Origin of the sequence: Citricoccus sp. NPDC079358, from assembly GCF_040702545.1 — a bacterium.
In the GTDB taxonomy this organism is placed as follows: domain Bacteria; phylum Actinomycetota; class Actinomycetes; order Actinomycetales; family Micrococcaceae; genus Citricoccus.
This window is the reverse complement of the sequence record NZ_JBFBLI010000015.1, coordinates 43923-68298: the sequence shown is the minus strand read 5'-3', so window position 1 is coordinate 68298 and position 24376 is coordinate 43923. Positions and strand designations below refer to the sequence as shown.

The 24376-nt window shown below is 69.7% G+C and carries 18 protein-coding genes and 1 tRNA gene; 10 read left to right on the top strand and 9 right to left on the bottom strand.

Features of this window, described 5'->3' with window-relative positions:
* Positions 1–160: 160 nt before the first annotated feature.
* The 5 genes from AB0333_RS15195 to AB0333_RS15175 all read left to right on the top strand — a co-directional run bounded on the left by AB0333_RS15195 (position 161) and on the right by AB0333_RS15175 (position 5375).
* Complete coding sequence (locus AB0333_RS15195) at positions 161–1135, top strand: cytochrome c oxidase assembly protein (RefSeq protein ID WP_366219537.1); 975 nt, start codon at positions 161–163, stop codon at positions 1133–1135.
* 118 nt (positions 1136–1253) lie between these two features.
* Entirely contained in the window at positions 1254–1886 is a 633-nt protein-coding gene (locus tag AB0333_RS15190) for a copper resistance CopC family protein (protein WP_366219536.1), read from the top strand.
* Positions 1883–3901 carry a cytochrome c oxidase assembly protein gene (locus AB0333_RS15185; protein ID WP_366219535.1) on the top strand — a complete coding sequence of 673 codons (2019 nt, stop codon included), beginning with the start codon at positions 1883–1885 and terminating at the stop codon, positions 3899–3901. Before AB0333_RS15190 ends, AB0333_RS15185 begins: the two co-directional genes overlap by 4 nt.
* Positions 3902–4056: 155 nt before the next feature.
* On the top strand, positions 4057–4434 hold the full coding sequence (locus tag AB0333_RS15180) for a metalloregulator ArsR/SmtB family transcription factor (protein ID WP_366219534.1): 378 nt from the start codon (positions 4057–4059) through the stop codon (positions 4432–4434).
* Positions 4434–5375: a cation diffusion facilitator family transporter gene (locus tag AB0333_RS15175; RefSeq protein WP_366219533.1), complete on the top strand. Its 942-nt coding sequence runs from the start codon at positions 4434–4436 to the stop codon at positions 5373–5375. The genes AB0333_RS15180 and AB0333_RS15175 overlap by 1 nt, the downstream gene beginning before the upstream one ends.
* A 437-nt stretch (positions 5376–5812) precedes the next feature.
* Here AB0333_RS15175 and AB0333_RS15170 read toward each other — a convergent pair whose 3' ends face one another.
* The 9 genes from AB0333_RS15170 to AB0333_RS15130 form a co-directional block, all read right to left on the bottom strand.
* The gene (locus AB0333_RS15170) at positions 5813–7420 is read right to left on the bottom strand and encodes an ABC transporter substrate-binding protein (protein WP_366219532.1); all 1608 of its coding nucleotides are present in this window, start codon (positions 7418–7420) and stop codon (positions 5813–5815) included.
* Between the two features lie 76 nt (positions 7421–7496).
* Positions 7497–8273, bottom strand: a complete 777-nt coding sequence (locus tag AB0333_RS15165; RefSeq protein ID WP_366219531.1) for an ABC transporter ATP-binding protein — start codon at positions 8271–8273, stop codon at positions 7497–7499.
* Positions 8263–9180: an ABC transporter ATP-binding protein gene (locus AB0333_RS15160; protein WP_366219530.1), complete on the bottom strand. Its 918-nt coding sequence runs from the start codon at positions 9178–9180 to the stop codon at positions 8263–8265. The genes AB0333_RS15165 and AB0333_RS15160 overlap by 11 nt, the downstream gene beginning before the upstream one ends.
* On the bottom strand, positions 9177–10211 hold the full coding sequence (locus AB0333_RS15155; protein WP_366219529.1) for an ABC transporter permease: 1035 nt from the start codon (positions 10209–10211) through the stop codon (positions 9177–9179). The genes AB0333_RS15160 and AB0333_RS15155 overlap by 4 nt, the downstream gene beginning before the upstream one ends.
* Positions 10208–11230: an ABC transporter permease gene (locus AB0333_RS15150; protein ID WP_313821160.1), complete on the bottom strand. Its 1023-nt coding sequence runs from the start codon at positions 11228–11230 to the stop codon at positions 10208–10210. The genes AB0333_RS15155 and AB0333_RS15150 overlap by 4 nt, the downstream gene beginning before the upstream one ends.
* Before the next feature lie 205 nt (positions 11231–11435).
* The gene (locus tag AB0333_RS15145; protein WP_366219528.1) at positions 11436–12296 is read right to left on the bottom strand and encodes an IclR family transcriptional regulator; all 861 of its coding nucleotides are present in this window, start codon (positions 12294–12296) and stop codon (positions 11436–11438) included.
* A 293-nt stretch (positions 12297–12589) separates the two neighbouring features.
* Positions 12590–13465 carry an SDR family oxidoreductase gene (locus AB0333_RS15140; RefSeq protein ID WP_366219527.1) on the bottom strand — a complete coding sequence of 292 codons (876 nt, stop codon included), beginning with the start codon at positions 13463–13465 and terminating at the stop codon, positions 12590–12592.
* Positions 13466–13600: 135 nt separating this feature from the next.
* Entirely contained in the window at positions 13601–14674 is a 1074-nt protein-coding gene (locus AB0333_RS15135) for a hypothetical protein (RefSeq protein WP_366219526.1), read from the bottom strand.
* Entirely contained in the window at positions 14671–15234 is a 564-nt protein-coding gene (locus AB0333_RS15130) for a UGSC family (seleno)protein (protein WP_366219525.1), read from the bottom strand. Before AB0333_RS15130 ends, AB0333_RS15135 begins: the two co-directional genes overlap by 4 nt.
* A gap of 182 nt (positions 15235–15416) precedes the next feature.
* Here AB0333_RS15130 and AB0333_RS15125 point away from each other — a divergent pair.
* The 5 genes from AB0333_RS15125 to AB0333_RS15105 all read left to right on the top strand — a co-directional run bounded on the left by AB0333_RS15125 (position 15417) and on the right by AB0333_RS15105 (position 24357).
* Positions 15417–15491: transfer RNA gene (locus tag AB0333_RS15125), tRNA-Gln, on the top strand.
* Positions 15492–15940: 449 nt separating this feature from the next.
* The gene (locus tag AB0333_RS15120) at positions 15941–18511 is read left to right on the top strand and encodes a helix-turn-helix transcriptional regulator (RefSeq protein WP_366219524.1); all 2571 of its coding nucleotides are present in this window, start codon (positions 15941–15943) and stop codon (positions 18509–18511) included.
* The gene (locus AB0333_RS15115) at positions 18508–21165 is read left to right on the top strand and encodes a helix-turn-helix transcriptional regulator (protein ID WP_366219523.1); all 2658 of its coding nucleotides are present in this window, start codon (positions 18508–18510) and stop codon (positions 21163–21165) included. Before AB0333_RS15120 ends, AB0333_RS15115 begins: the two co-directional genes overlap by 4 nt.
* A 394-nt stretch (positions 21166–21559) precedes the next feature.
* Positions 21560–23182, top strand: coding sequence for a sugar transferase (locus AB0333_RS15110; RefSeq protein ID WP_366219522.1), 1623 nt, complete (start codon positions 21560–21562; stop codon positions 23180–23182).
* Positions 23182–24357, top strand: a complete 1176-nt coding sequence (locus AB0333_RS15105; RefSeq protein WP_366219521.1) for a Gfo/Idh/MocA family oxidoreductase — start codon at positions 23182–23184, stop codon at positions 24355–24357. Before AB0333_RS15110 ends, AB0333_RS15105 begins: the two co-directional genes overlap by 1 nt.
* Positions 24358–24376: the final 19 nt, after the last annotated feature.

The window sequence follows — 24376 nt, the reverse complement described above, 5'->3', positions numbered from 1 at the left end:
GATTCACTTTTTAACAAGGGCTGCGCCTATCCTCCTGGACGCCACGCCGGGACACGGGTTGACATCACCCTGCCGACCCTAACCAAACGGCATTGGGGTTACGGGGTCCCGCTCCGGGCGTGGAATACTGGGCCGATGACAGTCAAGGCTTCCTGCAACCATGGATGAGGCCGGCATGGACGGACCGGTCTGGATCCCGACGGAGCCCCCCAGCCTGGAGAACTTCCTCGCTCCCACCTTGCAGCCGATCCCGCTGATCCCCGCCATCGCCGTGGTGCTGGGCTTGCTGTATCTGGCCGGGGCGCTGCGGCTCTGGATCGGGCGGCGGCGGTGGCCGGTGTGGAGGGCGCTGTGCTTCCTGCTGGGGTGCGCGGTTATCGCGGTGACCATGGGCGCCGGAGTCGAAGGCTACGGGCTGAAGATGTTCTCCGTGTTCATCTTCCAACAACTGACCTTGATGATCGCCATCCCCCCGCTATTGGTGTTGGGCAGCCCGGGCACCCTGTTACTGCGGGCCACCCCTCACCGCGGACCTGGCAGGATGGTGCTGCGACTGGCCCAAGCCGGCCTGCGCTCCCGGCTGGGCCGGATCGCCCTGCACCCGGGGTTCACCATCCCGCTGTTCCTGATCACGTACTACGGGATCTACCTCAGTGGGCTGGACGACCGACTATTGCCCACCTGGTACGGCCACACGGGCCTGGAACTGCTGTTCTTGGCCTCGGGGGTCCTGTTCACCGTCCCGCTGCTGTCCAGCGACCCTTTGCCAGCCAGGCAGGGCTTTGGCGGCCGCATGTTCGATGTGGCCATTGAGATGCCGCTGCACGCCTTCTTCGGGGTGGTCCTGATGATGGCCACCACCCCGATCGTGGAGTTCTTCGCCACGCCCCCGGCCAGCTGGGGCCTCGATCCGATGGAGGACCAGCAGATCGCCGGTGGCCTGGCCTGGGCCTACGGCGAACTGCCCACCGTGCTGATCCTGGTCTTCATCGCCCACCAGTGGTTCCGCGCGGATACTCGCCAAGCCCGCCGTGCCGATGCCGAGGCCGACCTCAACGGCACCCCGGAGCTTGATGCGTACAACGCCTACCTCGAACAACTCGCCGCCGGAACACCTACCAGCTCTTCGCGGTAGAGCCCTTCTCCGGCCTGGACCGTCCGCTGGCCCGTCCTTCGACTCCTGGTCGATCATAGTGCCCCGCACCGGCGCCACCTGTTGGTAGGCTTAGGGCGTTTTCTACAGGAGGTAGAAGTTGTTACGACGACAGGCCGTTCGGCCACTTGGCCCCATCCTGGCCTTCCTGGCAGTGCTGATGCTGGTCCTGCTGGCCCCCCTTTCCCCGGCCTCGGCTCATGATGCTGTGACGGGAACGAATCCTGAAGACGGGCAGAATCTGGAGACGGTCCCGGAGGCCATCGACATCGTCTTCACCGATACCCCGCTGTCTCTGGGCTCACAGATCCTGGTCGAGGACGACCAGGGCGAGAACTGGGCTGCCGGGGAGGTGGAGATCTCCGGCAATACGGCTTCTCAGGCACTCCAGCCCGACACCCCGGCCGGTGAGTACACCGTGACCTGGCGTGTGGTGTCCTCGGACTCCCACCCGATCGAAGGCACGTTCAGCTTCACTGCGGCCGAGGCCGCCGCCGACCCATCCTCGACCCCCAGCACGCCGGACTCGAGCCAGTCGCCGCCTGCCGCCACCACAACCAAGCCCACGACAGCCCCGACGACTGACGCGGCGGCACCGGCCTCCGAGGTTGCAACAGGCTTCCCGATCGGCTTCGTCATTGCGCTGGGCGTGCTGCTTCTCGCTCTGGCGGTCGTCGTCGTGACCGTCCTGGCCCGTCGAGGTCGAACGGACGGCCCGGGGTCCAGTGAATGACTACCGACACGCCGGCCGGGGTTTCCATGGGTCAACCGTCGAGCGCTGACCATCCGGAATCCGCAGCCCAGCAACGCCGATGGGGACGGACGTGGAGCTGGCTGGTGGCGGCCTTTGTCCTCGCCACGGCCGTCGTCGCCGCCAGCGCCGCGTTTTCCGGGGCCGTCACCGAACGCGAGACCCTGGACCCGGGCGCCTTCGCCCGGTGGGCACTGCCGATCGCGCTGACCGTCCATCATCTCGCGGTCGCAGTGGTGGCCGGCTGCCTGCTCTTCGCGGTCGCCCTCCTGCCGCCCTGGCGTGACCGGGCAGCAGGCGCTGCCGGTGACCGACAACAAGGGCAGGATCCCCACCCAGCCTTCACCCGCGCCACGGCCACTGCCTCCGCCGTCTCGATTGTCTGGGTATTTTCTGCGGTGGCCGTCTTCGTGCTGACCTATGCCAATCTCTCCGGGCAGCCGGTGTCCGGCAGCGAGGCGTTCGCCCGTGAGCTGGTCTACTTCGGTACTGATCTCCTTGTTGGTCAGGCTTGGGCCACCGTCGTAGCGATTGCCTTCACCGTCTGTACCTTGACCTTTCTGGTCCGGTCTCCAGTCGCCTTGGTCGCCACCACCTTTCTCGCCCTATCCACGGCCATCCCGATCTCCCTGGTCGGGCACGCAGCCGGCAGCGATGACCACTTTGCCGGCGTCGGTGCCCTGGTTGTGCACTGGCTCGGCGTCCTGGTCTGGGTGGGTGGCGTGGCTGCCCTGGTGGTCGTTGTCCCGGCATTGACCGGTTCCCGGGCCGGGGAGAACACCTCCGGTGACGTCCCGCTGGCCAAGACTGTGTTGGAACGCTTCTCGACGCTGGCAGGTGTGGCGTTCTTCCTCGTCTTCGCCTCCGGGGTGGTCAACTCCGTGATGCGCCTGGGGGACTGGGAGGGGCTGTTTACCCGGTACGGCCAACTGATCCTGATCAAAGCTGCCGCGACCCTGCTGCTGGGAGCCATCGGCCTGGCCCACCGCCGATGGGCCATCGGACGGCTCGGGACCGTCTCGTCCGGCCGGACGGCCTGGCGACTGGTCATCGTCGAGTTGGGCATCATGGCCAGCATCATCGGCGTGACCGCAGCCCTGGGCCGGACCGCACCACCGGTGCCCCAGGAGATCGAACCGGCGATCACCCCGGCCGAGGTCCTCACCGGCTACCTGCTGCCGCCCGAGCTGAGCTGGGACCGGTGGCTCACCGAGTGGCGCTGGGACTGGCTCTGGGTGGCCTTCGTTCTCACCGCCGCCGCCGTCTACCTCCTCGGCGTGCGCAAGGCCCAGGTCTGGCCGTGGCAACGGACCGCCAGCTGGATGACCGGTCTGGCCGTGCTGCTCTACGTCACCTGCTCGGCACCAACCATTTACGGCATGGTCCTCTTCAGCGCCCACTCCCTCATGCTGCTGGCCCTGGCCGTTCTCGTCCCGCTGCTGCTGGTCCTCGGTGCGCCCCTGCAGCTGATGGCCCGCGCGGTCGCCCGTCGCACCGATGGCAGCCGGGGCGCCCGCGAATGGGTGGACGCCGTGCGCCCGGCGCTGTCACACCCGGCCGTCAATGCCGTCGTGCTGGCTGCCTCGCTCGGGCTGGTCTACTACACCCCACTCTTCCGCCTGGTGCTGGAATACTGGATCGTCCACCAAGTCGCGAACCTGTACTTCCTCGCCCTGGGATTCTGCTTCATGACCTCAGTGATCGCACCCTGCAACGAGCGACCGATACCGCGAACCGCACGGATCCGCATCGCAGCGATCCTGGCTGGTGCGCTGTTGCTCTGGGCCATCGTGCTGGCCGCCGGAATCCTCCCGGTACTGGAGCCCGACTGGTTCGTCAACATGGCACGCACGTGGGGGCCACCGGTCACCCTGGACCAGCAACTCGCCGGTATCTCGGTGCTGGTGGCCGGATTCGCCCCGATGGCTTTCCTGCTGACTGCACTGATCCTGTACCGGGCTCCACGCCATGAAAGCGCACCCATCTCGACCTCTTAAAGCGACTCACTGAGCATGCCGCACTGGCAACTTTCCCTGCACAGGATGGTGCTCGTGATCCTCCCCGCAGAAGCACCAGCCTCCCGGGGCTTGGTTCGCCTACGGAGGTGATGCGCCCCATTCCCTACAACGCTACAAAGTGCTATTATCGCCGCATGACGATATATCCTCTGCAGGTTGAGTCCGAGGGTTTCGATGATCGCGGTGCCTACGCGGCGTTGTTCCACGCCCTCGCCGAGCCGACCCGTCTGGCACTGCTGGAGCACCTGGCCACCGGTGAGCACCGGGTGCGGGACCTCGTGGACCACATGCACCTGGCGCAGTCCACGGTGAGCAAGCACCTGGCCTGTCTACGGGACTGCGGATTGGTCACGGTACGCGCCGAGGGGCGGTCCTCGTGGTTCCGCCTGGCGGACCCGTCCCGACTGGCCGAACTCATGGCGGTTGCCGACGGGCTGCTCAGCGCCTCAGGTGTGGCACTGTCGCTGCGCGACCACCACAACCACGACGAGCTGGCCGCCGAGGAGGACTGATGGGCACCGGACACAACCACAGCCACGGCCAGGTGCCGCAGCAGGCCGACCGGGGAATGCGCCGGAGGCTGCTGATCGCCTTCGGAATGACCGCGGTCATCGTGGTGGCACAGGCCGGCGGCAGCGTGGTCACCGGCAGCCTGGCGCTGCTGACCGACACGGCTCACGCTGTGGCGGACGCCTCCGGGCTGCTGGTGGCGGTCATCGCCGCGACCATGATGCTGCGCCCACCGAGCAGCAAGCGGACCTGGGGGTTCGCCCGGATCGAGGTCGTCGCCGCTCTCGGGCAGGCGGCCCTGTTGCTGGTGGTCGGCACCTATGCCGCCGTCGAGGGCATCCGCCGGCTCTTCGAACCCCAGCAGGTGCCCGGCACCGAACTGCTGGTCTTCGGCATCGTCGGGCTGGTCGCCAACATCGCGGCCATCGCGGTACTGGCAACCAACCGGGGCGCGAACTTCAACATGCGCGCCGCCTTCCTGGAGGTCCTCAACGACGCCCTCGGCTCCCTGGGCGTGATCATCGCGGCTATCGTCATCAACACCACCGGATTCCAACAGGCCGACACAATCGCGGCCCTCTTCATCGCCGCTCTGATCGTCCCCCGCGCCTTCCTACTGCTGCGCGAAACCGTGCGGGTGCTCATGGAGTTCACCCCCAAAGGCGTGGACCTCGACGAGGTCCGGACCCACGTCTTGGAACTGGAACACGTCCGCGAGATTCACGACCTGCACGCCTCAATGATCGGCACCGGCCAGCCAGTGATCACCGCTCATGTCGTCGTCGATGACCGTTGCTTCGAATCCGGACACGCCCCGCAGATCCTGGAAACGATCCAAGCCTGCCTCCGGGAACACTTCCCCGTCTCCTTCGACCACGCCACCATCCAACTAGAGACCGCCGCAGTGCGAGGACGCGAATCGGCCGCAGCTCAGCACGCCTGAGATTCAACCCACCGCCTTCTCGGGAACATTGTGGTGGCGACGTCGGCGTGCTGGGACTGGATAAGCCCCAGGGCCACGAGGGCGCGGTCGGCCGGTGGCGTGAGGCGAATTGAATCAGGCCCGAGGGTGATCCTCATGTGCGCCATCGCGAGAGCGCAGAGCTACGGTCGTGCCCCGACCTTCCTCATGGCCACCGACTATGAGCAATTGCGGTCCACCGCGGATTCCCCCGGAGGGAACGAGGCTGCTGCGGCGCACGCCAGCGGGTCAGCGTCGGATCGGGCCCATCCACGACCTCGAGTACTGGCTGCTGCTCGGTGTACTTGCCCACGCGGTTCGCGCCGCCACATCACATTTGACGCCGGCACGCAGCACTCGGCGGCCTGCCACGCCTCACCCGACTGTCAGCAACTCAACGGTCGAATACACCTCGACGCCTACCCGTCCATCGTCATGGTGGTCCACGGCATCCGGTTGGTCATCGGCGTGGGCTCCTCCTGACCCTGCCAGCGCGTGGTGTTGATGGTGGGGAACGCGCCGTTGAACCAGGCCAGCGGCGCGTAGTACATCATCTCGGCGGCGCGGTCCTGCAGGGCCGTCAACGCCACACCACGCTCGGCCTGGACGGAGGTCGCCAGGGCCTCGGCCGCGTCGGCGTCGATCTCGGGGTCACACAGGCCGGACGGATTGGCCGCGGCCGCCTTCTGGTCGTTGCACTCGTACCAGCGCACGATCCCGATGCTGGGGTCCGCGCCGACGGTCGAGCGCAGGAACGCCAGGTCGAACTCGCTCTCCGTGTAGACCTTCTCGGTGAAGACCGCGCCCGAGGTGCCCTGCATCTCGATGCCGATGCCGACCTCCTCCAGCATGGACTGGGCCATCTCCATGGTGGCGGCCACGTCCGAGAGCTCGTTGATGTACCGGACGTTCAGGGTGAACCGCATCCCGTCCGCCCCGCGCTCGAAGCCGGCCTTGTCCAGGGTCTCGTTGATGGCGTCCACGTCCCGCGGAAAGTCCTGCGAGAAGTCCACGTCCGGGCTCACGGCCCACTCCAGGGCCTCGGGGAAGAACCCGTTGGCCGGCGTGCCGATACCGCTCAGGGCGGTGTCCACGATCGCCTCCCGGTCCAGGGCGGCGAAGACGGCGGCCCGCACCGCCGGATCCTCCAGGTACTCGCTCTGCGCGTTGAACATGACGGTCACGAGCTGCGGGAAGTTGCTCTCCTCCAGCAGCAGCGTGGCGGGGTCATCCGCGACGCGGTCCTGCTGGGAGACGTCCACGGAGGCCTGGTCCACCTCACCGGCGAACAGGGCCTCGGCCCGGGCATTCGGGTCCGTCATGATCGGGTAGACGGCCCGGTCCACCTGGACCTCGCCGCCCCAGTAGTCCGGGTTGGCGGTCAGGGTCACCTGCTCCCCGGAGCTGTAGGAGTCGAACACCATGGGCCCGGTGCCGATGGGCTCCATGTTCGCCTGGTTCGTCACGTAGTCCGTGCCCTCGTAGACATGCTTCGGGACCATGAACTGGGAGGCCACCGTCTCCAGCAGGGGACCGAAGGGCTCACTCAGGTGCAGGACCACGGTGTGCTCGTCCACCACCTCCGCTGATTCCAGCCGCTCACCGATCTGCGCCCCGAAGGACTGCAGGGGCACGATCTCCTCGAAGTTGAAGGCCACGTCCTCCGCGGTGAAGGGTTCGCCGTCATGCCAGGTGACGCCCTCGCGCAGGACCAGCGTGAGGTCCAGGCCGTCGTCGCTGAGTTCCCAGGACTCAGCCAGTCCCGGGGTCATCTCGTAGTCCTGGGAGAGGAAGATCAGCGGGTCCAGGATCTGGGCGCTGAACATGGACGGGGTGGCGCCGCTGATCAGCTGGGCGTTCAGGCCCATCGGATCGTCGGCGATGGCCTGGACGTACACCCGTTCCCCGCCCTCGGCTCCGTTGCCGCCTCCGCCGCCGGCGGTGCCTGAGGTGCACGCGGTCAGGGCCAGGGCCCCGGCGGCGAGCACGGCCAGCAGTCCGGTGGTTCGCGTCTGTGGTGTGCGCATGATGTGGTGCCTTTCAAGGGTGGGGTGCAGGGTGGGGTACAGGGTTGGGTGCAGGTGCAAGGGGATGCCGGCCGGGTCAGGGCAGGGCCGGTGAGGCCGCGAGCAGTTCGCGGGTGTAGGGGTGGGAGGGGTCCGCGAAGATCTCGTCCTTCGGACCGTGCTCCAGGATGCGGCCGTGGCGCATGACGTACACGTGGTCGGCGACCTTCTGCACCACCGGCAGGTCGTGGGTGATGAAGACGTAGCCGACCCCGAGCCGGTCCTTCAGGTCCGCCATCACGGCTAGCACGCCGGCCTTCACGGAGGCGTCCAGGGCGGAGACGGCCTCGTCGGCCACGATGATGCGGGGATCCAGGGCGATGGCGCGTGCGATCAGTACACGCTGCCGCTGCCCTCCGGAGAGCTCGTGCGGGAAGCGGTCCATGAAGGCCTCCGCGGGCTCCATGCCCACCAGCTCGAGGACCTCGGTGACCCGTTGACGGGTCTCGGCGGGCCCCCGGGCCATCCCGTGGAGCCGGATGACCTCCCCGATCGCCTGCACCACCCGCTTGCGGGGGTTCAGGGACCCGGCGGGGTCCTGCAGCACCGCCTGGACGCTGCGCCGGTAGGCCCTGCGTTCGGTGCGGTCCATGGAGCCGACCTCGCGTCCGTCCAGCTGGATGGAGCCCTCGGTGGGATCGAGCAGGTCCAGCAGCAGGCGGGCCAGGGTGGACTTGCCGGAGCCGGACTCACCCACGATCGCCACGAACTCGCCGGGTCTGGCCTGCAGCGTGGCGTTCTGCACGGCGTGGACGGGCGCCGATGAGCGGCGGGAACGGAACGTCTTGGAGACGTCGATGGCCTCAAGCAACATGGGTCGGCTCCTCGGCGAACCGCTGGCGCAGGGCCAGGGGGATGGAATACAGGTCGGTGTCCCGGTCGGTGAGGCTGCGGACACTGCGCAGCAGGGCCTGGGTGTACTCGTGCCGAGGCTCGGTGAGCACCCGGGCGGTGGGGCCCTCTTCCACGATCCGGCCCGCGTACATCACGTAGACCCGGTCGGTCATCCCTGCCACCACCGCGAGGTCGTGGGAGATGAGCATGAGGGAGGTCCCGAGCTCGGCCACGGTCTCGTCCAGGGTGCGCAGTACGTGCTGCTGCACGGTGGCGTCCAGGGCCGTGGTCGGTTCATCGGCCAGGACCAGGGACGGCTCCTTGGCGATGGCGATGGCGATCAGCACCCGCTGGCGCATGCCGCCGGAGAGTTCGTGCGGGAAGGACGCGGCAACCTGTTCGGCGTCCGGCAACCCGGCCTGCCGCAGGAACCGGAACACGGCCCGGTCCCGCGCCGTGCGGTCGCCGCCCGCCCCGGAGCGCACCAGCCGCCGGTCGGGGATCGACTCGGCCACCTGCCGCCCCACGCGCATCGTCGGGTTCAGGAACGTCAGCGGGTCCTGGAAGATCATGCCCACGGTCTGGCGCCGGACCTCGTCCCAAGCGCGTGCCGGGGCGCCGACCATCTCCTGGCCGCGGATGCGAATGGATCCGCTCACCCGAACCCGGGGGGAGGTGGGCAGCAGGCCGGCGATGGACCGCCCGGTGACGGACTTGCCGGACCCGGACTCGCCGACCAGGCCGACGCGCTCGCCGTCATGGACCACCAGGTCCACCGATTTCACCGCCTCCACCTCGCTGCGTTCCCCGGTCGGCAGCACCACGTTCAGCCCGGTGAGCTCGATCAGCGGGGTGCTGGCCGCTAGTGGATTCTCTGTGGTGGTCATTTCACCCTCCCGACGGTGGGGTTGTAGGCGTCGTTGAGGGCGTCGCCGAGCATGTTGACGGCGAGCACCACCAGGAAGATGCACAGGCCCGGGGCCACGGCCAGCCACCAGCCGTCCCGCATGTAGGCCTGCGCGGAGTTCAGCAGGGCACCCCAGGAGGGGTGGGACGGGTCGCCGATGCCCAGGTAGGCCAGGCCCGACTCGATGAGGATGGCCCTTCCCACCGTCATGGACGTGGCCACCAGCACGGGCGGCAGGGCGTTGGGCAGCACATCGGACCAGATGATGCGCGCGGACCGGAACCCGGCGGCGCGGGCGGATTCGACGTAACCCAGCTGGGAGATGCGCATGGCCTCGGCCCGCACGATCCTGGCCACCGCCGGCCACATGGTGATGGAGAGGATGGCCACGATGATGAAGACGTTGGCCCCCAGCAGCGCCGCCGCCACCAGGGCCAGTACGATCCCGGGCAGCACCTGGAAGAACTCGGCGAGCTTGACCATCAGGGTGTCCATCCAGCCACCGTGGTAGCCGGCGAGTCCGCCGACGACCAGGCCGATGGTCATGCACAGCACTGCCACGGTGAAGCCCACCAGGAGGGAGATCTGGCCGCCGTTGACCACGCGGGCCAGGTAGTCCCGGCCCAGGTGGTCGGTGCCCAGGGGGTGGGCGGCGCTGGGCGCGAGCAGTTCGGCGTTGCCGGTCGCGGAGGGATCGCCCACCAGGAGTGGACCGAGGGCCGCGATGAGGACGAACAGTCCCAGTAGGGGCAGGAACACCATGGTGCTGGGCTTGCGCAGGAACACGCGCCAGGGGGACCGTTCGGTGCCGGGCGGACGACGCCGGCCGGCGGCCCCCGCGGGCGCGTCCGGTCGTACCGGTGGTGGGGCCCCGGCACCGTCGGGTGGCGCCGTGGTGCCGGCGGCGCCGGTTCCGCCGGCGAGGCCGGGGCGCCCGGCTGCCTCCGTGACGGCGTCCGCCGTCGGGCCGGTCTCCGGTGGGGGGACCATGCTGGTTTCCTGCTGCGTCATGCCGCTACCTCGTCACTCTGCCGGTCCTGCCGGCCCTCGGGCGGCAGGGTGCGTTGGGGGGAGAACTGGGCCCGCAACCGGGGATCGACCAGCCCGTACACCACGTCCGTGAGGATGTTGACGAGGATGATCACGACGGTCAGGACGATCACCACGCCCAGGATGACCATGTTGTTCTGGCGGTTGATGGCGTCGATGAACAGCAGCCCCATGCCGGGCCAGCCGAACACGCGCTCCACGAGCACGGACCCGGCCAGGATGTAGCCGAGGCTGTAGCCGGAGACCGTGACCATGGGCAACAGGGCGTTGGGCAGGGCATGGCGCCAGAGCACGTGGGATGAGGAAAGGCCCTTGGAGCGGGCCGTGTCCACGAAGTCCTGGCCCAGGGACTCGATCATGGACGAGCGCATGATGCGGGTCTTGTACGCCAGCTCGCTGGTGGCCATGGTGATGACGGGCAGCACCAGGTACTCGAGCCCGATGCCGGGCTGCCCGTAGGGGCTCTTGCCCTGGGTGGGGAACCAGCCCAGCCAGATCGAGAAGACCATGATCAGCAGCATGCCGAACCAGAAGTTGGGGACGGAGAACAGGGCCACGGCACCGCCGGAGATGCCGCCGTCCAGCCAGCGCTTGCGGGTCCGGGCGGCGATCGAGCCGAGGATGATGCCGCCGATGGTGGAGATCAGGAAGGCGGGGACCGCCAGGGCCAGGGTGTTCCCGGCCCGGCTGAGGATGAGGTCCAGCACCGGCTCATTGTTGGTGCCGAAGGAGAACCCGAGGTTTCCGGTGAAGACGTTGCCGAGGTAGAGCACGTACCGCTCCCAGACCGGCTTGTCCAGGCCGTAGGCGGCGGTGATCTGCGCCCGGAAGGCCTCGGAGAGCGGGACGTCCCCGACCAGGGTCTGGATGGGATCTCCCGGGGCCAGCTCCAGCAGGAAGAACAGCACCGTGATCACGGCGATGAACAGGATGAGTGACGACAACAGCAGACTGCCGTAGTGGATCAATCGGGCCTTCACCGGCACCTCCTCGGCGGTGGGATCCGGTCAGGAGGCGGGTGCGAATGCACTCGGGGTCCGTTGCCCCTGCCGGGAGGCCGGGGGAGTGGACCGGGACCGTCCGGACCGGGTTTCCCTCAGTCTGCTGGGGCTGTGATGTGGACCACAGGGCGCCTTCCACGCGTTGGAAGGCGCGCCGGACGGTGGTGCGGCGCGGCCGGCGTCGTCAGCCCAGCCCGGCCTGGCTCCGGTTGAAGGCGATGGTGCGGGGGTCCAGGACGGGGCGCTCGGAGCGCGCCCGGGCGATGCGGCGGGCGGTGGCGAGGACCAGGTCCGGCAGCCCGTGGGGTTCCGGGTTCCGCAGTGCGTAGATGGCGCCCACGGCCACATCGACCTGGCCCAGGGCATCGGGCACTGGGGCCGCGATGGAGCCGGCACCGGCTGCCAGGGCGCCGTCCAGCCGGAGGAGGCCCTCGCGCCGGGCCGTGTCCATGCTCTCGCGCAGTTCCTCAGGCCGGGTCTTGGTGAACTGGGTGTACCGCTTGAGGGGGGTGGCCAGGTACTCGTCCTGCTCCTGCCGGCTGGAGAAGGCCAGCAGGACCAGTCCGGTGGCGGTGACGTGGAGGGGGAGCCGGCCGCCCATGCGGTTCTGCCCCGTGTAGTTGGGATGGGCCCGCAGGGCCTCCAGGTACATGACGTCATCGCCCTCCCGCACGGAGAGGTTGACGGTGAGTCCGGTCCGGCGTTGCAGGTCCACCAGGTGCGGAAGGGCCAGCTCGCGGATGCGCAGGTCCTCCGTGGAGGCGCTCGCCAGTTCCAGGATCTTGCGGCTGAGGCAATACCGTCCCTCCTCGTCCAGGTCCAGGCCGCCCCACTCCCGCACCTCGTGGGCGAGGCGGTGGGTGGTGGTCAGGCTCAAGTCGGCGCGGCGGGCGATCTCGGAGAGGGTCAGCGGTTCACCCCGGTGGCCGAACGCGTCCAGCAGGGACAGGACGCGGGAGGCGGCCGTGCGCTTCGGGTGTCCCAGCGCGGTGTCGCGGAGCCGGTCGCGGACGCCGTGGATGTCCACGGGTGGGTTCTGGTTCATCGCGGTCAGTCCTCCGGTGCCCACCCGGTTGGGGTACGCCGTCGCCCGGGCCGGACCGGCGGATGCCGGAGGCCGCGAGCACCGTGGCGAGCGCGAGCCGGGGCTCGCGGGGCGCACCGGAGGTGGGTGTGGCTCAGGCTAGGGGCCGGCGTCGTGCCTACTGGCCGGTTTCCGCCGGATGAAAGCCCGCAGGAGGCGGGAAGGGGGCCGAAGCGGGCCGGTGAGGAAGGGGGAGACGCGGACAGGCCGGGGCGGTGCGGGAGGGGGAGACGCGGACAGGCCGGGGCGGACCGTCAGGAGGTGGAGCCGGCCTGGCCCGCGCTCGGGGCCACCGTCCCGCCACCGTCCACGGGGAGGACCTGGCCGGTGATCCACCGGGCGGCGGGGGTGCACAGGAAATGCGCGGCGGAGGCGATGTCCCAGACGTTGCCCTCGGTGCGCAGGGCCACGCTGCCGGCTCTGAGCTCGCGGCGTTCCTGGGTCATGCCGCGGGCGGCGAAGGCGCCCCAGATCATGCCGACCCGGATGCAGTTCACCCGGATGCCGCGCGGGGCCAGGGTGGCCGCCGCGCCGACGCAGAGCTTCTCGAGGGCCGTCTTGGCCAGCGTGTAGGGCAGTCCGGGGCCGCGGCCCTCCACCGCCCCGGAGGAGACGTGGATGATGGCCCCGCCGGAGGTCATGTGGGGCTGCACGGCGCGCATCAGCAGCAGCGCGGTGCCCAGGTTGACGTCGAAGGCCCGCTGATAGTCCTCCAGGGAGGTCTCGAAGATACCGGTGATGCCGCCGCCGCCCACCGAGTTGCCCACCACGTCGATGGATCCGTACTCGACCAGCACCCGGTCCACGGTGGCCAGGACATCGTGTTCATCGGTGAGGTCCACGGCGAAGCGGCTGGCCTGGCCCCCGGCTTCCCGGATGGCGTCCACGGTCCGCTGCGCCGCCTCCTGGTCCCGGTCCAGCACCGCGATGGCGGCGCCGGCCCGGGAGAAGAGCCAGGCCATGGCGAAACCCACGCCGCCTTCGGGCCCGCTCAGGCCGCCACCGGCGACGACGGCGGTCTTGCCGGCGAGCCACGGGGTGTGCTCGGCCTGGGCGATCTCATCCTGGACGGCTGCGGACCAGGCCTGGGGGTGCGTGCCGGTACGGGGGCTGGGGGCGGTGGTGGACACGGTGTGATGCTCCTGGGGTCGGGGTCGGGCTCGAGGTCGGGATGGGGTGGTGTGGGAGGGGCGCGAGCGAGGTGGACGGGGGCGCGTGGGGATCTGTGTGGGTGGGCGTCGGTGGGGCTCTGTGCACCGGAAAGGTCAGTGCACCGGGAAGGACTGACCCGACCAGGTGCTGAACACCCGGACCACCATGGAGATCGCCGCGTTGGAGGAGCCGGCCACCACGATCGGTAGGGAGGCCGGTGTGGCGTCCGTGACGGCCGGGTGGAAGTGGTCCGGGTCGAAGGGTCCGAAGGGGCGGTCGCTCAGGGCCTTGCCCACGGCGGCCAGATCGGCCTCGGTGTGCCCGGCCTGCTCGACGAGCCACTGGCGGACGTCCTGCTTCGACAGGCCCTCGTCATCGAGGGCACGGGCATGCGCCGGGTTCAGGACGAGGACGGCCGAGCTGCTGCGGAAGATCCAGGGGCCCCTGCGTTGCAGGGTGTCCGCGATGTCCTCCAGGAGCTCCCCGGCACTGCGGAAGGATCGGTTGTCGATGAACTCACTGGTCCGGGTCAGGACCACGCTGACGGCGTCCTGACCGGCCGGCACCCCGGTCTCGGCGCTGTGCGGGGCCCAGGGGCTGGACTCCTCGTCCTCACCCACGCAGTGGAACCAGCGGCCCGGGATCCCTTGGGTCGCCTGTTCCAGTTGCTGAGGGACCACGCCGAAACCGTTGCGCACGGTCAGGCCCAGGGCGCGTGGGATGGTCATGTTCGCCCGGAAGCCGGGACCGAACACCCCGCCGGTGGAGTTGACGCCCAGGCGGTGCCGGATCGGGCCGTTGACGATCACCAGGGGGGCCGGGCCGCTGGTGGACTGCCAGCCGCCACCCCGAGCCGCCCGTTCATGGGACAGGGCCTCCCAGGCGGTCAGCACGACGGGCAGGTACTCCGGACGGCACCCGGCCATGGCGGCGTGCAGGGCGATGTCCCGGACGGTGGCGTGGCGGTCCAGCTGGGGCAGACCGGCCAGGATCTCGTCCGGGTCCCGGTCGGTGTGGAGCAGGAACTCCTCGACCACCTCCTGCGTGGCCGGCAGCACGGGCAGGCCGTCGGACCACCCGCGGTCGAACAGGTACTCGGCCATGGCGCGGGAGGCGGTGGGGTCCAGCCGGGATTCCGGGACGGTGGTGCCCACCGGGGCCGGGGTCCCCTCCAGTTCCGGGCTCATGCGGCCGGGCTGAGGAAATGGCCGCGCACCCGGGACGCCAGCGTCTGGCCGCGTTCGGTGAGGTCCCCGTCCGTCAGATTGGCGATCGGATGCGGCATGAGGAGCACAGGGAAGTCGGGCCGCCCCTGGAGTGCGGCCATGGCACGTGACGTGACCTCGAAGGCCTCCGTGCACAGGACCGCCACGGGCACTCCGCGCTGCTCCAGGGCGATGCCGTCAGCCACCGCGGCGGCGCTGCAGGAGCCGCAGTCGCCGATGCCGATCACCACCACATCGCAGTCACGGATGATGCGCTCCACCACGTCCGCGGCCAAGGGCATGGCGAATTCCGGTTTCGTCATCCGGACCAGGTCGACGTGGTCGGTCTCCGCCAGCACGGTGCCCACGGCGTCCAGCAGGGCCGCGGCGTTGCGTTTGGTGTTCTCCAGCAGGCCCACGCGCTTGTCCCGGAGGGAATCCACCTGAGGTGCCGCCACCGCCTGCGTGGTCGCGGCCGGCTCGCCGGGCCGGCCTCTCCTGCTGATGCTGCTGATGGTGGGGTCAAGGATCCCGGCCGTCATGGCTTCCTCCATCCTCGCGGCGGCTGCCGCAGTCTCGTCTGGCCACTATGACCGGCGTGGAGGCTCTGGGCGGGGTGGATTCCAAGCGATGGAAGACCTGCGTGTGCACCGTCGTCGGCGCAGGTCCGGACTCTGTGGAAGAATAGGTTGCCGGTCCGCGACGACCGTTCGACGCCGACCCTTCCGCCCTGGTGTAATGGCAGCACGCCAGCCTTTGGAGCTGTGCAGTATAGGTTCGAATCCTATGGGCGGAACCACACGGAACCACGCGGCGCCAGGCCGCCCACGGCGAGGACGCCCGCTGCCCTGTCCGGGAGAAAACCGGCGAAAATAGGCCGAAGCATCCTTAAGGCCTAAAGTCAAGGGTTAAGTCTGAGGGTTGAATTCACCCCGGCAGACCGCATTCCCGTGGCCTAGCCTTCCGCTCCCTACCGGCGCTCCATAGGATCAAGTGGTCAGAGGCATCCCCGCCCCTTGACCGCCGTTCACCCGGCGGTCCGTCCGGATCCCCCTCCGGATGGACAGTTCTGAACCGGAAGCTCACAGCATGCAACCGTCTCCCTCCCCGTCCCCATCCATCGCGCCCGAACGGCTTGCGACCGAGCCGCCCGCAGGCCAGATCGACGAGTTAGTGCGGCACGACCCGCTCAGACGTCCCGGCCCGGCACCGGGAATCCACGCTGCCGTAAGGTCGGCGTACGATGCCGTGACCGTCCCCGGCCTGGCCCCGCTCGATTTCTCCTGGCTGGACACGGGGGCGGACGGCCGCTGGATGGAGTCTCCGGACGAGGCGACCCAGGCGCTCGGCAGGATCCTGACGGGCCACGGTGCTGGCGGAGCAATTGTGACCGGTGAGCTCGGCGACCGCCGCGAGACCATCGAAGCGGCCCTTTCCGGCGTCAGTCCGGACAGGGCGGTCTTCCGGCTCCACGGCAGCCCCTTCGCGGCGGCCACCCCGTATGGTGCTCTGGCCATCCTGCTCTCGGGACTGAACGAGGCGCCGCCGGCGCAGATCCACGCAATGGTCTGGGCACTGGCCGACTACCTGCGCTCGCTCGGAGAGCAGCCGGCCATCGTGATCGTGTCCCAGCCGGATCAGATCGATCCGGACACCATCACCGTCCTGGCCCAGCTGTCCCAGATCAACCGCATCACCCTGGTGGTGCACTGCGAGCGGCCGACGGAGGTCCCGCTCGATCTGGCGGCCATGCGCCGGTTGGGGACCCTGACCGGGATCACGGTCTGGCCGCTGACCCCTACGGCGAGCCACGGTCTGCTAGAAGACGTGCTCGAGGGAACCGTGTCCCGCTTCGCCTCGACCGTGCTGTGGCAGCACAGCTCAGGATCCGTCCACCGGTTGCGGCAGCTGGCCCGGGACTGCGTGGTCTCCGGGAAGGTGCGGCGCATCGAATCCAGCTGGGTCCTCGCCCCGGGACCGCTGCCCCGATCCACGTCGGGAGGGGCCTCGACCGCAGTGCTGCGTGACCTTCCGGTGCGCCAGCGCGCGCTGCTGGAGATGCTGGCGATCTGCGGGCCCATGCGAGTCGGTGACCTCATCCACACCGGCTTCGCCGCCGAACTGGACGAGCTCGATGACGAGCGAGTGCTCGAGATCAGGAACGGCCACAGCGGCCGGCTGGCCCTGGTGACCTCCGTGCAGGCGGCCGAGATCCTGGCGGCCATCGAACCGGACCGCCACCGTGAGTTGGCCAGCACCCTCGAGGCGCTCGATCCCGGATATCTCAGCGTGCTCCGGGCGGCCCAGGACCTGGTGGCCATCGGCGATGCCGAGGGAGCCATCTCCCTGTTCTCCGACGTCGGCCGGGCTGCGGGCGGCGGCCCGCGGGCTTCCTTGGCCACGGGCCGGGTCCACCTGGCCTGGGCCGAGTCGCGGGCCCGTGCCGTGGTGGGCGACCTGGATGGTGCCGACGCGGCGATCCGGCGTTCCCCGGAACAGGCCTCTGCCGTGCTCAGCGTGCAGGCAGCGGCCCTGGCCGTGGACCGTGGAGACCTCCGCGAGGCCTTGGCCCGCCTGGAGGCGGTTCCCGCCGAGCACCGTCCTGAACTGCTCGACGCCGGCGGGGTGTTCTTCACGAGTGAGGCCATCCACTTCCGCGCCAAATCCATCCGCGCTGAGGCGCTGGCCCTGGCGGACGATCAGGCTGGCGCCCTGGACCTCCTGGTCTCGCTCGACCGGGAACTCACCAGTTTTCGGACCCTGGGGATCGTCAACGACGTGCTCAGTCCCTACGAGCGGGCCGTGATGGCGGAGTCCATGCTGACCGTCCTGCTGGCCTGCGGGCAGACTCAGCGGTGCCGGGACCTGGCTGAGGCGGTCCTGGCCGGAAGGCATGGAAACCCCCATGCGGTGTTGTATGCCGATCTGGTCATCGCAGCCCTGGACGCCATGACGGGGTACCGGGACCGTGCCGAGCAGCGGGCCTCACGGGCGGCGGCCCAGCTGGAGGTGGCAGGCCAACCACGCGACCTTCAGCTGGCCCTCGCCATCCAGGCGTTCTGTGCCACCGACCGGAACGACCCGACCGGAGCGGACGCCTCGCGGCTGCTGGACGCCCGGGCGGAGGGACATCCGCGCGCGGCGGCCCCGTCCCTGGGGCGGCTGGGCTGGCTGGCGGAATTGTTCCTGGCCTGGTCCACGGGCGAGATCCACTCCACCCGGGCGCGGACGGCGAGGATCCTGGCACTCGCGGACCGGGCTGCCGCCGACGGGCTCTACGCCGTGGAATTCTTCGCGGTGGCCAGCGCCTTCCAGTTCGGCGAGATGTGGCTGGCACCGCGGCTGGCCGAGACGGCTGCCGGCACCCAGACGCTCACCTCCGGTCCGAGTCTGCTGATGGCCCGCTCGGTACTCGAGGGCGATCAGGACCTGCTGTACCGGTCCCTGGAGCAGCTGGCTGCGGCGGGGTATGCGGCGCACTTCGAGCACATCAGCTCGCCCCTGCTGAAGGACCTGCCGCAGGCCCAGCTGCGGCGGCTGGCCGAGACCGCCGCCGCCGCAGCGCGCCAGAGCGGTGGGGAAACCGAGGACCCGGAGGGCGAGCCAGACTGGATGGCCGAGTTGACCCGCCGGGAGAAGGAGATCTCTCGGCTCGTGGTGGCGGGCAAGAGCAATGCCATGATCGCCCGGATCAGCGGGATCTCCATTCGGACGGTGGAAGGACACCTTTACCAGATCTATGCCAAGCTGCAGCTCAAGGGCCGTGCCGAGCTGACCCGACTGGCTGCGGCACACGCCCCGCAACGGACCGCGTCATGACCGCACCCGCCACGGGCCGCGTTCCGCCGCGGACCCTGCCGCGCAGGACGCCGGAAGTCGACATCCTGGTGGACATCCTGCAGGGGGAGCGCTTCGCCGGTGCCGTGATCCTCGGTGGGCCTGGCATGGGCAAGTCCTCACTCGTCCAGACCGCACTGGAGATCAGCGGGCGTACGGCGGACGTGCAGACTGTCCAGTGCAGCCCCACCCTGCGGGAGGTGCCGTACGGGGCCCTGACGCCCCTGTTGGCCACGCTGTCCGAACTCACCACCCCCGTGGAGGTGCTGCGCGCCCTGCAGCAGTTCGGGTCGAACCCCGTCATCGTGGTGGTGGACGTCCAGCACCTCGATGCGGCCAGCGCCTTCGTGTTGGCACAGCTCGTGCAGAACCGGGCCGCCACGCTGCTGACGATCGGCACCGGATCACTCGGCCGGGAGTCCGGCATCGCGGCGCTGGCGGATACCGGTGTGCTGAGTACCATCCGGCTGGAGCCCGCAGACCTGAACCAGGTCCGGCGGCAGTGCACGGGAGTCCTCGACGGACCGCTGACCGAGGCCGCCGTGCGGACCATCCGAGGGATGACCGGTGGCAACCCCCGGTTGATCAACGCCTTCCTCGCGTCCGCGCATGACCAGGGGATCCTCGTGCGGGCTCCCAAGGGAGCGGCACTACCGGGACGGCCGGCGCCGTGGATGCTGTTGCGAGCCGCACCGGATCCGGACGGGCGGCTCATCGACACGGTGGAGGCCATGCACGGTTCCCTGCTGGCTGGCGAACGCGAGACACTCGACCTTGTGGCGCTGGCCGGGTGGGTGCCTCGGTCCCTCTTGAGGACCGTGGCGGGGGAACACGTCCATGACCTGCTGGATGCCGGCTTCCTGCGGGAGGGGAAGTCCGCGGATACGGTGGGTCCCGCGGCGGCCATCCACGCCGAGGTACTGCGGGCCCGCATCCCGCCGGGTCGCAGCTTCGACCTGTACAAGAGGTGGCACGCCGCAGGCGGCGACGCGCCAGAACACCGGACCGCCCGCAGCGTCCTCTGGGCGCTGGAATGCGGACAGCCGGTGCCGCTCGGTGAGATCATGGACGCCGGCTACCGCGCCCTGCAGGCCAAGGACTGGCCCACCGCCCGCGCCATGGCCCCCCTCCTGTCCGAGTCACAGGATCCGCGGGCCGCCCTGCTCGTGTCCGAACTCATGCTCGTGGGTGGACGGACCTGGGCGGCCAGCACGGAGCTGGAGGAATTGACGGTCCGGACCACGGATCCGAACCTCAGGTTGGAGGCGCTCTGCCTGCTGGCCCTGAACCGGGTACGGACCGGCGACGCACCCACTCCCTGGGCCGCCGTGCCCACGTTGATGACCCAGCTCCGGGAGCGGCTGCCACAGCACACCGTCACCCCGGCGTCCCTGGCCACGATGGTGGACATGCTGGTCAACGACGGCGTCCACCTGCACCGGCCCGAACTGCTGGAGCAGGCCCGGCTCCTGGTGGATGATCCGCAGACCCCGGACTTCACCCGGGCCATCATGCTGCTCATGCGGGCCGATGCCCTGACCATGGCCGGACAACCGGACGCGGCCATCCCGGCCGCGGAACGGGCCTACGAACTCGCGGCCACCGTCCCGGCCTTCTCCGCCCGGTTCGGCCTGGACGCCCTGGTGGGCCTGGTGCTCGCTTACCTCATGGCGGGATACACGGACCGCGCCAGGGCTGTCCTGGTGGACCAGTTGAGTTTGGAACCACGCCAGTGGCATCAGCGGTCCGGTACGGTCCTGGTCCTGCAGCACCTGGCCGAGACGGCCGACGGGGCGCCGTTGCAGGCGTCCGCCTGGCTGGAAGACGCCGTCGTGGAGCTGCGGCACCACGATCCCGCCCAGATGCTCCGGTTCGCCGAGGCCTTGCTGGCACCGCAGCGGGCCGCCGTCACGGTGGGTCTGCCCAGCCCCACCGCCGAGGAGCGTGCGGCGGGAGCGACCTACGGCCCGGAGAGCCGCTGGCTGCTGTCCCTGGCCCTGTTCAGCATCGCCGAGGATCGCAATCCGGACGCTGCGGATGAGGGCCGACCGCTGTGGCACCGGATCCTGGAGGATCCGCGGCTGGAGCACGACCCCGTCATCCGGCGGGAGATTCTGCTCAGCCTGATGCTGCTGCGGGACCCCGTGGACCTGGACGAGGCCGTGATCGAGGAGTTGCACGGCCTCGCCACTGCCACGCGGGGACCACGCGCCAAGGGAATCGCCCGGGCCCTGGACCCGTTCCTGGCCCGGGACCCAAGGGGACTGGCAGAGGCAGCCGAGGAAGAGGCCGCCGCTGGAGCGGTCCTACCGGCGGCGCTGTGCTGGGCGCGGCTGATCCTGCTGCACCACCGGGCGGGTGACCTGCGCCGCCGAGGCGAGGCGCTTCGTCGGCTCAAGCAGTTGCAGAACCGGGCCGGCGTCGTCTTTCCGCCGTACATCGCTGGGGCCCTGGCCCTGGGGGAGCTGACCGCGCGGGAGCAGGAGATCGTGGACCTGGCGGCCCAGGGGCTGAGCAACGCCGCCGTGGCGGAGAAGCTCTTCGTCTCCCAGCGGACCGTGGAGGGGCACCTGTACCGGGTGTTCACGAAGTTGGGCATCGCCGACCGATCTGAGCTGCGCGACCTCCAGTTCTGAGTTGCGCGACCTCCCGTTCTGATGCGCGTAGTGAGCGCTTCCGGAGGCCGGTCCACTAGAGGCACCCGCCCCCCACGGGGGACGGGTGCCTCACCCATCGCGACCGGCACCAGTGTGGCAGGCGTCATTCCACGTGGGGGCCGGGTACCCGTAGGGGATGGGCAGGGACTCCGCACGCGGTCCACGGAGACAAGTCGAGTAGGCCGATACGGGTGTGTGACGGGGGTCCCCGAACCTACGCTCAGGGTGTCCGAACGGCAGGTCATCCCCGGCCTTCCTGAACGGTCAACCGTCCTTCGCCACGCTCATGGGTGGCTCCCGCACCAACCCCGGTGGGAGATCCAATGCAGTACTTCGTTGTCGCCGCGCGCCGGCATGGGTTCGGGATGTGATCATGTCCCAGGCCACTGAACGCGTGATCGCACCGCACCACCGCGCCGTCGGCGCGGCGTCCCGGTCCAGCCGTCGCTCATCGCTGCCCAACCCCTTCCGCGCCTGGCGCGCCCTCGGGGGAACGGCGCCCTCCGGCCGGCACAGTATCTCCACCCTCGGCAGCACCGTGGAGGCGCCGGCCACGCTCCAGCTGACCACCTCTGTCCCGGCCACCTACTGGAGGGACCGCTACCGGCGCAGCGTGCTCGTGACCGATGTGGTCCTGGTCGTCCTGGCCACGGCCCTGGGCGGTCAGGTCTCCGCGCTCGCCTTCACAGACCCGGACCGGCCCGCCGCGGTGGTGGCCGGCGTCGTCACCCTGCTGTGGGTAGGCATGCTGCAGCTGTTCCGGACGCGCTCGGCGCGGACCCTGGCCGTGGGGGCGACCGAGTACAAGCGGGTCCTCGAGGCCACCGCAGCCACCGCCGGGCTCTTCGCGATCCTCGCCCTGCTGGTGGGTGGCACCGGGGGCCGGTACTTCCTGCTCATCGCCTTCCCCGCCGGCCTGGTCGGACTGCTGACGGGCCGGTGGCTCTGGCGCTCGTGGCTGCACCGGCGGCGCATCCACGGCTGCGCCCTGTCCGACGTCGTGGTGGTCGGCCAAACGGCCGACGTGCAGTACGTGCTGCGCCAGATCGAGCGGAAGTCCGGTGCCGCCTACCGGGTGGTCGGGGTGGTCCTGGACGGGGAGGCCACGTCCGAGGACGAGGAGAAGACCTCCCTCGCCTCCCGCCACGCCCCCAGTTTCCTCGGCACCCACCACGTCACCTCCGCCGTGGCACGGCTGCACGCCGACGCCGTGATCGTGGCCGGGTCGCTGACCGGCGGGAACCAGGCCATCCGTGATCTCGGCTGGTCCCTGGAGGAGTCCCGGGCCGAACTGATCGTGGTGTCCTCGCTGACCAACGTGGCCGGCCCCCGGATCAGCGTCCGCCCCGTGGAGGGACTGCCGCTGATGCACGTGGAGCAACCCACCTTCGACGGCGGACGGCACCTGGTCAAACGCACCATGGACATCGCCGTCTCCGCCGTGGCGCTGCTGCTGATGCTGCCCCTCTTCGGGGTTCTGGCGTTGATGATCCACCGGGATTCGCCCGGCGGGGTGTTCTTCGCCCAGACCCGCACCGGACGCCGCGGCACGCCGTTCCGGATGTACAAGTTCCGCACCATGCGGGCGGACGCCGAGCAGCAGAAGGCCGCGCTCGCGCTCGCCAACCAGGGCGCGGGACCGCTGTTCAAACTGAAGGACGACCCCCGGGTCACCCGGATCGGCACCCGCCTCCGGCACCATTCGCTGGACGAGCTGCCGCAGTTCTGGAACGTGCTCAAGGGGGACATGTCCCTCGTCGGCCCCCGGCCCCCGCTGCCGGACGAGGTGGCGGCGTATGCCGGCCACGAGGGCCGCCGGCTGTTCATCAAGCCCGGACTCACCGGCCTGTGGCAGACCAACGGCCGCTCCAACCTGGGGTGGGACGAAAGCGTCCGCCTGGATCTCTACTACGTCGAGAACTGGTCCGTCACGGGCGATCTTCAGATCATGTGGCGCACCTTCAAAGTCATGATCCAACCCGAAGGAGCGTACTGATGAGTATCGCCGCCGATTCCACCGTCAACCCCGCCCTCCGCGTCGCCGTCATCGGTGCCGGTTACTGGGGACCCAACCTGGCCCGGAACTTCGCCATGAGCTCCGACTGGGAGCTGGTCGCCATCTGTGACATGGACCGCGAACGGGCCGAGGAGCTGGCCCGGAAGACCGGCGAGCCGGCCGTGGTCACCTCCGTGGACGAGCTGCTCGCCGAGCACGAGGTGGACGCCGTGGCCATCGCGACGCCGGCCCGCACCCACCATGCGATCGCCATGCAGGCCATCGCCGCCGGCAAGCACGTGGTGGTGGAGAAGCCCCTGGCGGACACCACCGAGCGCGGCCGCGAGATGGTGGAGGCCGCCCGCGCCGCCGGCACCGTCCTGATGGCAGACCACACCTACTGCTACACCCCGGCCGTGCTCAAGATCCGTGAGCTCATCGCCTCCGGCGAGCTGGGCGAGATCCTCTACGTGGACTCGGTCCGCATCAACCTGGGACTGGTCCAGCCAGACGTGGACGTCTTCTGGGACCTGGCCCCGCACGACCTCTCCATCCTGGACTTCATCCTCCCGGGCGGCCTGGAACCGGTGGCCGTCTCGGCCCAGGGCGCTGACCCGCTGCGCTCCGGCAAGTCCTGTGTGGGCTATCTCGCCCTGCCGCTGCCGAACGGTGCCCTGGCCCATGTGCACGTCAACTGGCTGTCCCCGACCAAGATCCGGCAGATGGTGATCGGCGGCAGCAAGAAGACCCTGGTCTGGGACGATCTGAATCCGCAGCAGCGGCTGAGCATCTTCGACCGGGGCGTGGACCTGGGCCGCCAGGAGCAGGTCTACGGGGACGCGGCCTCCCGCAAGGGCGCGGCGATCTCCTACCGCCTGGGGGACACCTGGTCCCCGGCGCTGTCCGAGTTCGAGCCCCTGGGCCTGATGGTCACGTCCTTCGCCGAGGCCATCCGCACGGACCAGCCGGCGCCCACCGACGGCGATTCCGCACTGCGGGTGCTCGCCGTGCTCGAAGCCGCCAGTGCCTCCCTGGCCGCCGGTGGGGCGAAGAAACAGGTTGGGCAGGCCGGTCCGTCAGCGCTCGCTGGTCCTGCTGCTCATTCCGCCCTCTCCGCTCCCTCCGCTCTCACTCCGTCCACCCACCCCGACTCGACGCTGGAGGCAGCGCTGTGAACTCCGAACAGACCCCAGA

Coding starts and splice junctions, on each gene's coding strand:
- AB0333_RS15105 (WP_366219521.1), top strand. CDS start 23,182: ATGAGTATCGCCGCCGATTCCACCGTCAACCCCGCCCTCCGCGTCGCC.
- AB0333_RS15115 (WP_366219523.1), top strand. CDS start 18,508: ATGACCGCACCCGCCACGGGCCGCGTTCCGCCGCGGACCCTGCCGCGC.
- AB0333_RS15160 (WP_366219530.1), bottom strand. CDS start 9,180: ATGACCACCACAGAGAATCCACTAGCGGCCAGCACCCCGCTGATCGAG.
- AB0333_RS15165 (WP_366219531.1), bottom strand. CDS start 8,273: ATGTTGCTTGAGGCCATCGACGTCTCCAAGACGTTCCGTTCCCGCCGC.
- AB0333_RS15175 (WP_366219533.1), top strand. CDS start 4,434: ATGGGCACCGGACACAACCACAGCCACGGCCAGGTGCCGCAGCAGGCC.
- AB0333_RS15110 (WP_366219522.1), top strand. CDS start 21,560: ATGTCCCAGGCCACTGAACGCGTGATCGCACCGCACCACCGCGCCGTC.
- AB0333_RS15180 (WP_366219534.1), top strand. CDS start 4,057: ATGACGATATATCCTCTGCAGGTTGAGTCCGAGGGTTTCGATGATCGC.
- AB0333_RS15170 (WP_366219532.1), bottom strand. CDS start 7,420: ATGCGCACACCACAGACGCGAACCACCGGACTGCTGGCCGTGCTCGCC.
- AB0333_RS15185 (WP_366219535.1), top strand. CDS start 1,883: ATGACTACCGACACGCCGGCCGGGGTTTCCATGGGTCAACCGTCGAGC.
- AB0333_RS15195 (WP_366219537.1), top strand. CDS start 161: ATGGATGAGGCCGGCATGGACGGACCGGTCTGGATCCCGACGGAGCCC.
- AB0333_RS15145 (WP_366219528.1), bottom strand. CDS start 12,296: ATGAACCAGAACCCACCCGTGGACATCCACGGCGTCCGCGACCGGCTC.
- AB0333_RS15135 (WP_366219526.1), bottom strand. CDS start 14,674: ATGAGCCCGGAACTGGAGGGGACCCCGGCCCCGGTGGGCACCACCGTC.
- AB0333_RS15155 (WP_366219529.1), bottom strand. CDS start 10,211: ATGACGCAGCAGGAAACCAGCATGGTCCCCCCACCGGAGACCGGCCCG.
- AB0333_RS15130 (WP_366219525.1), bottom strand. CDS start 15,234: ATGACGGCCGGGATCCTTGACCCCACCATCAGCAGCATCAGCAGGAGA.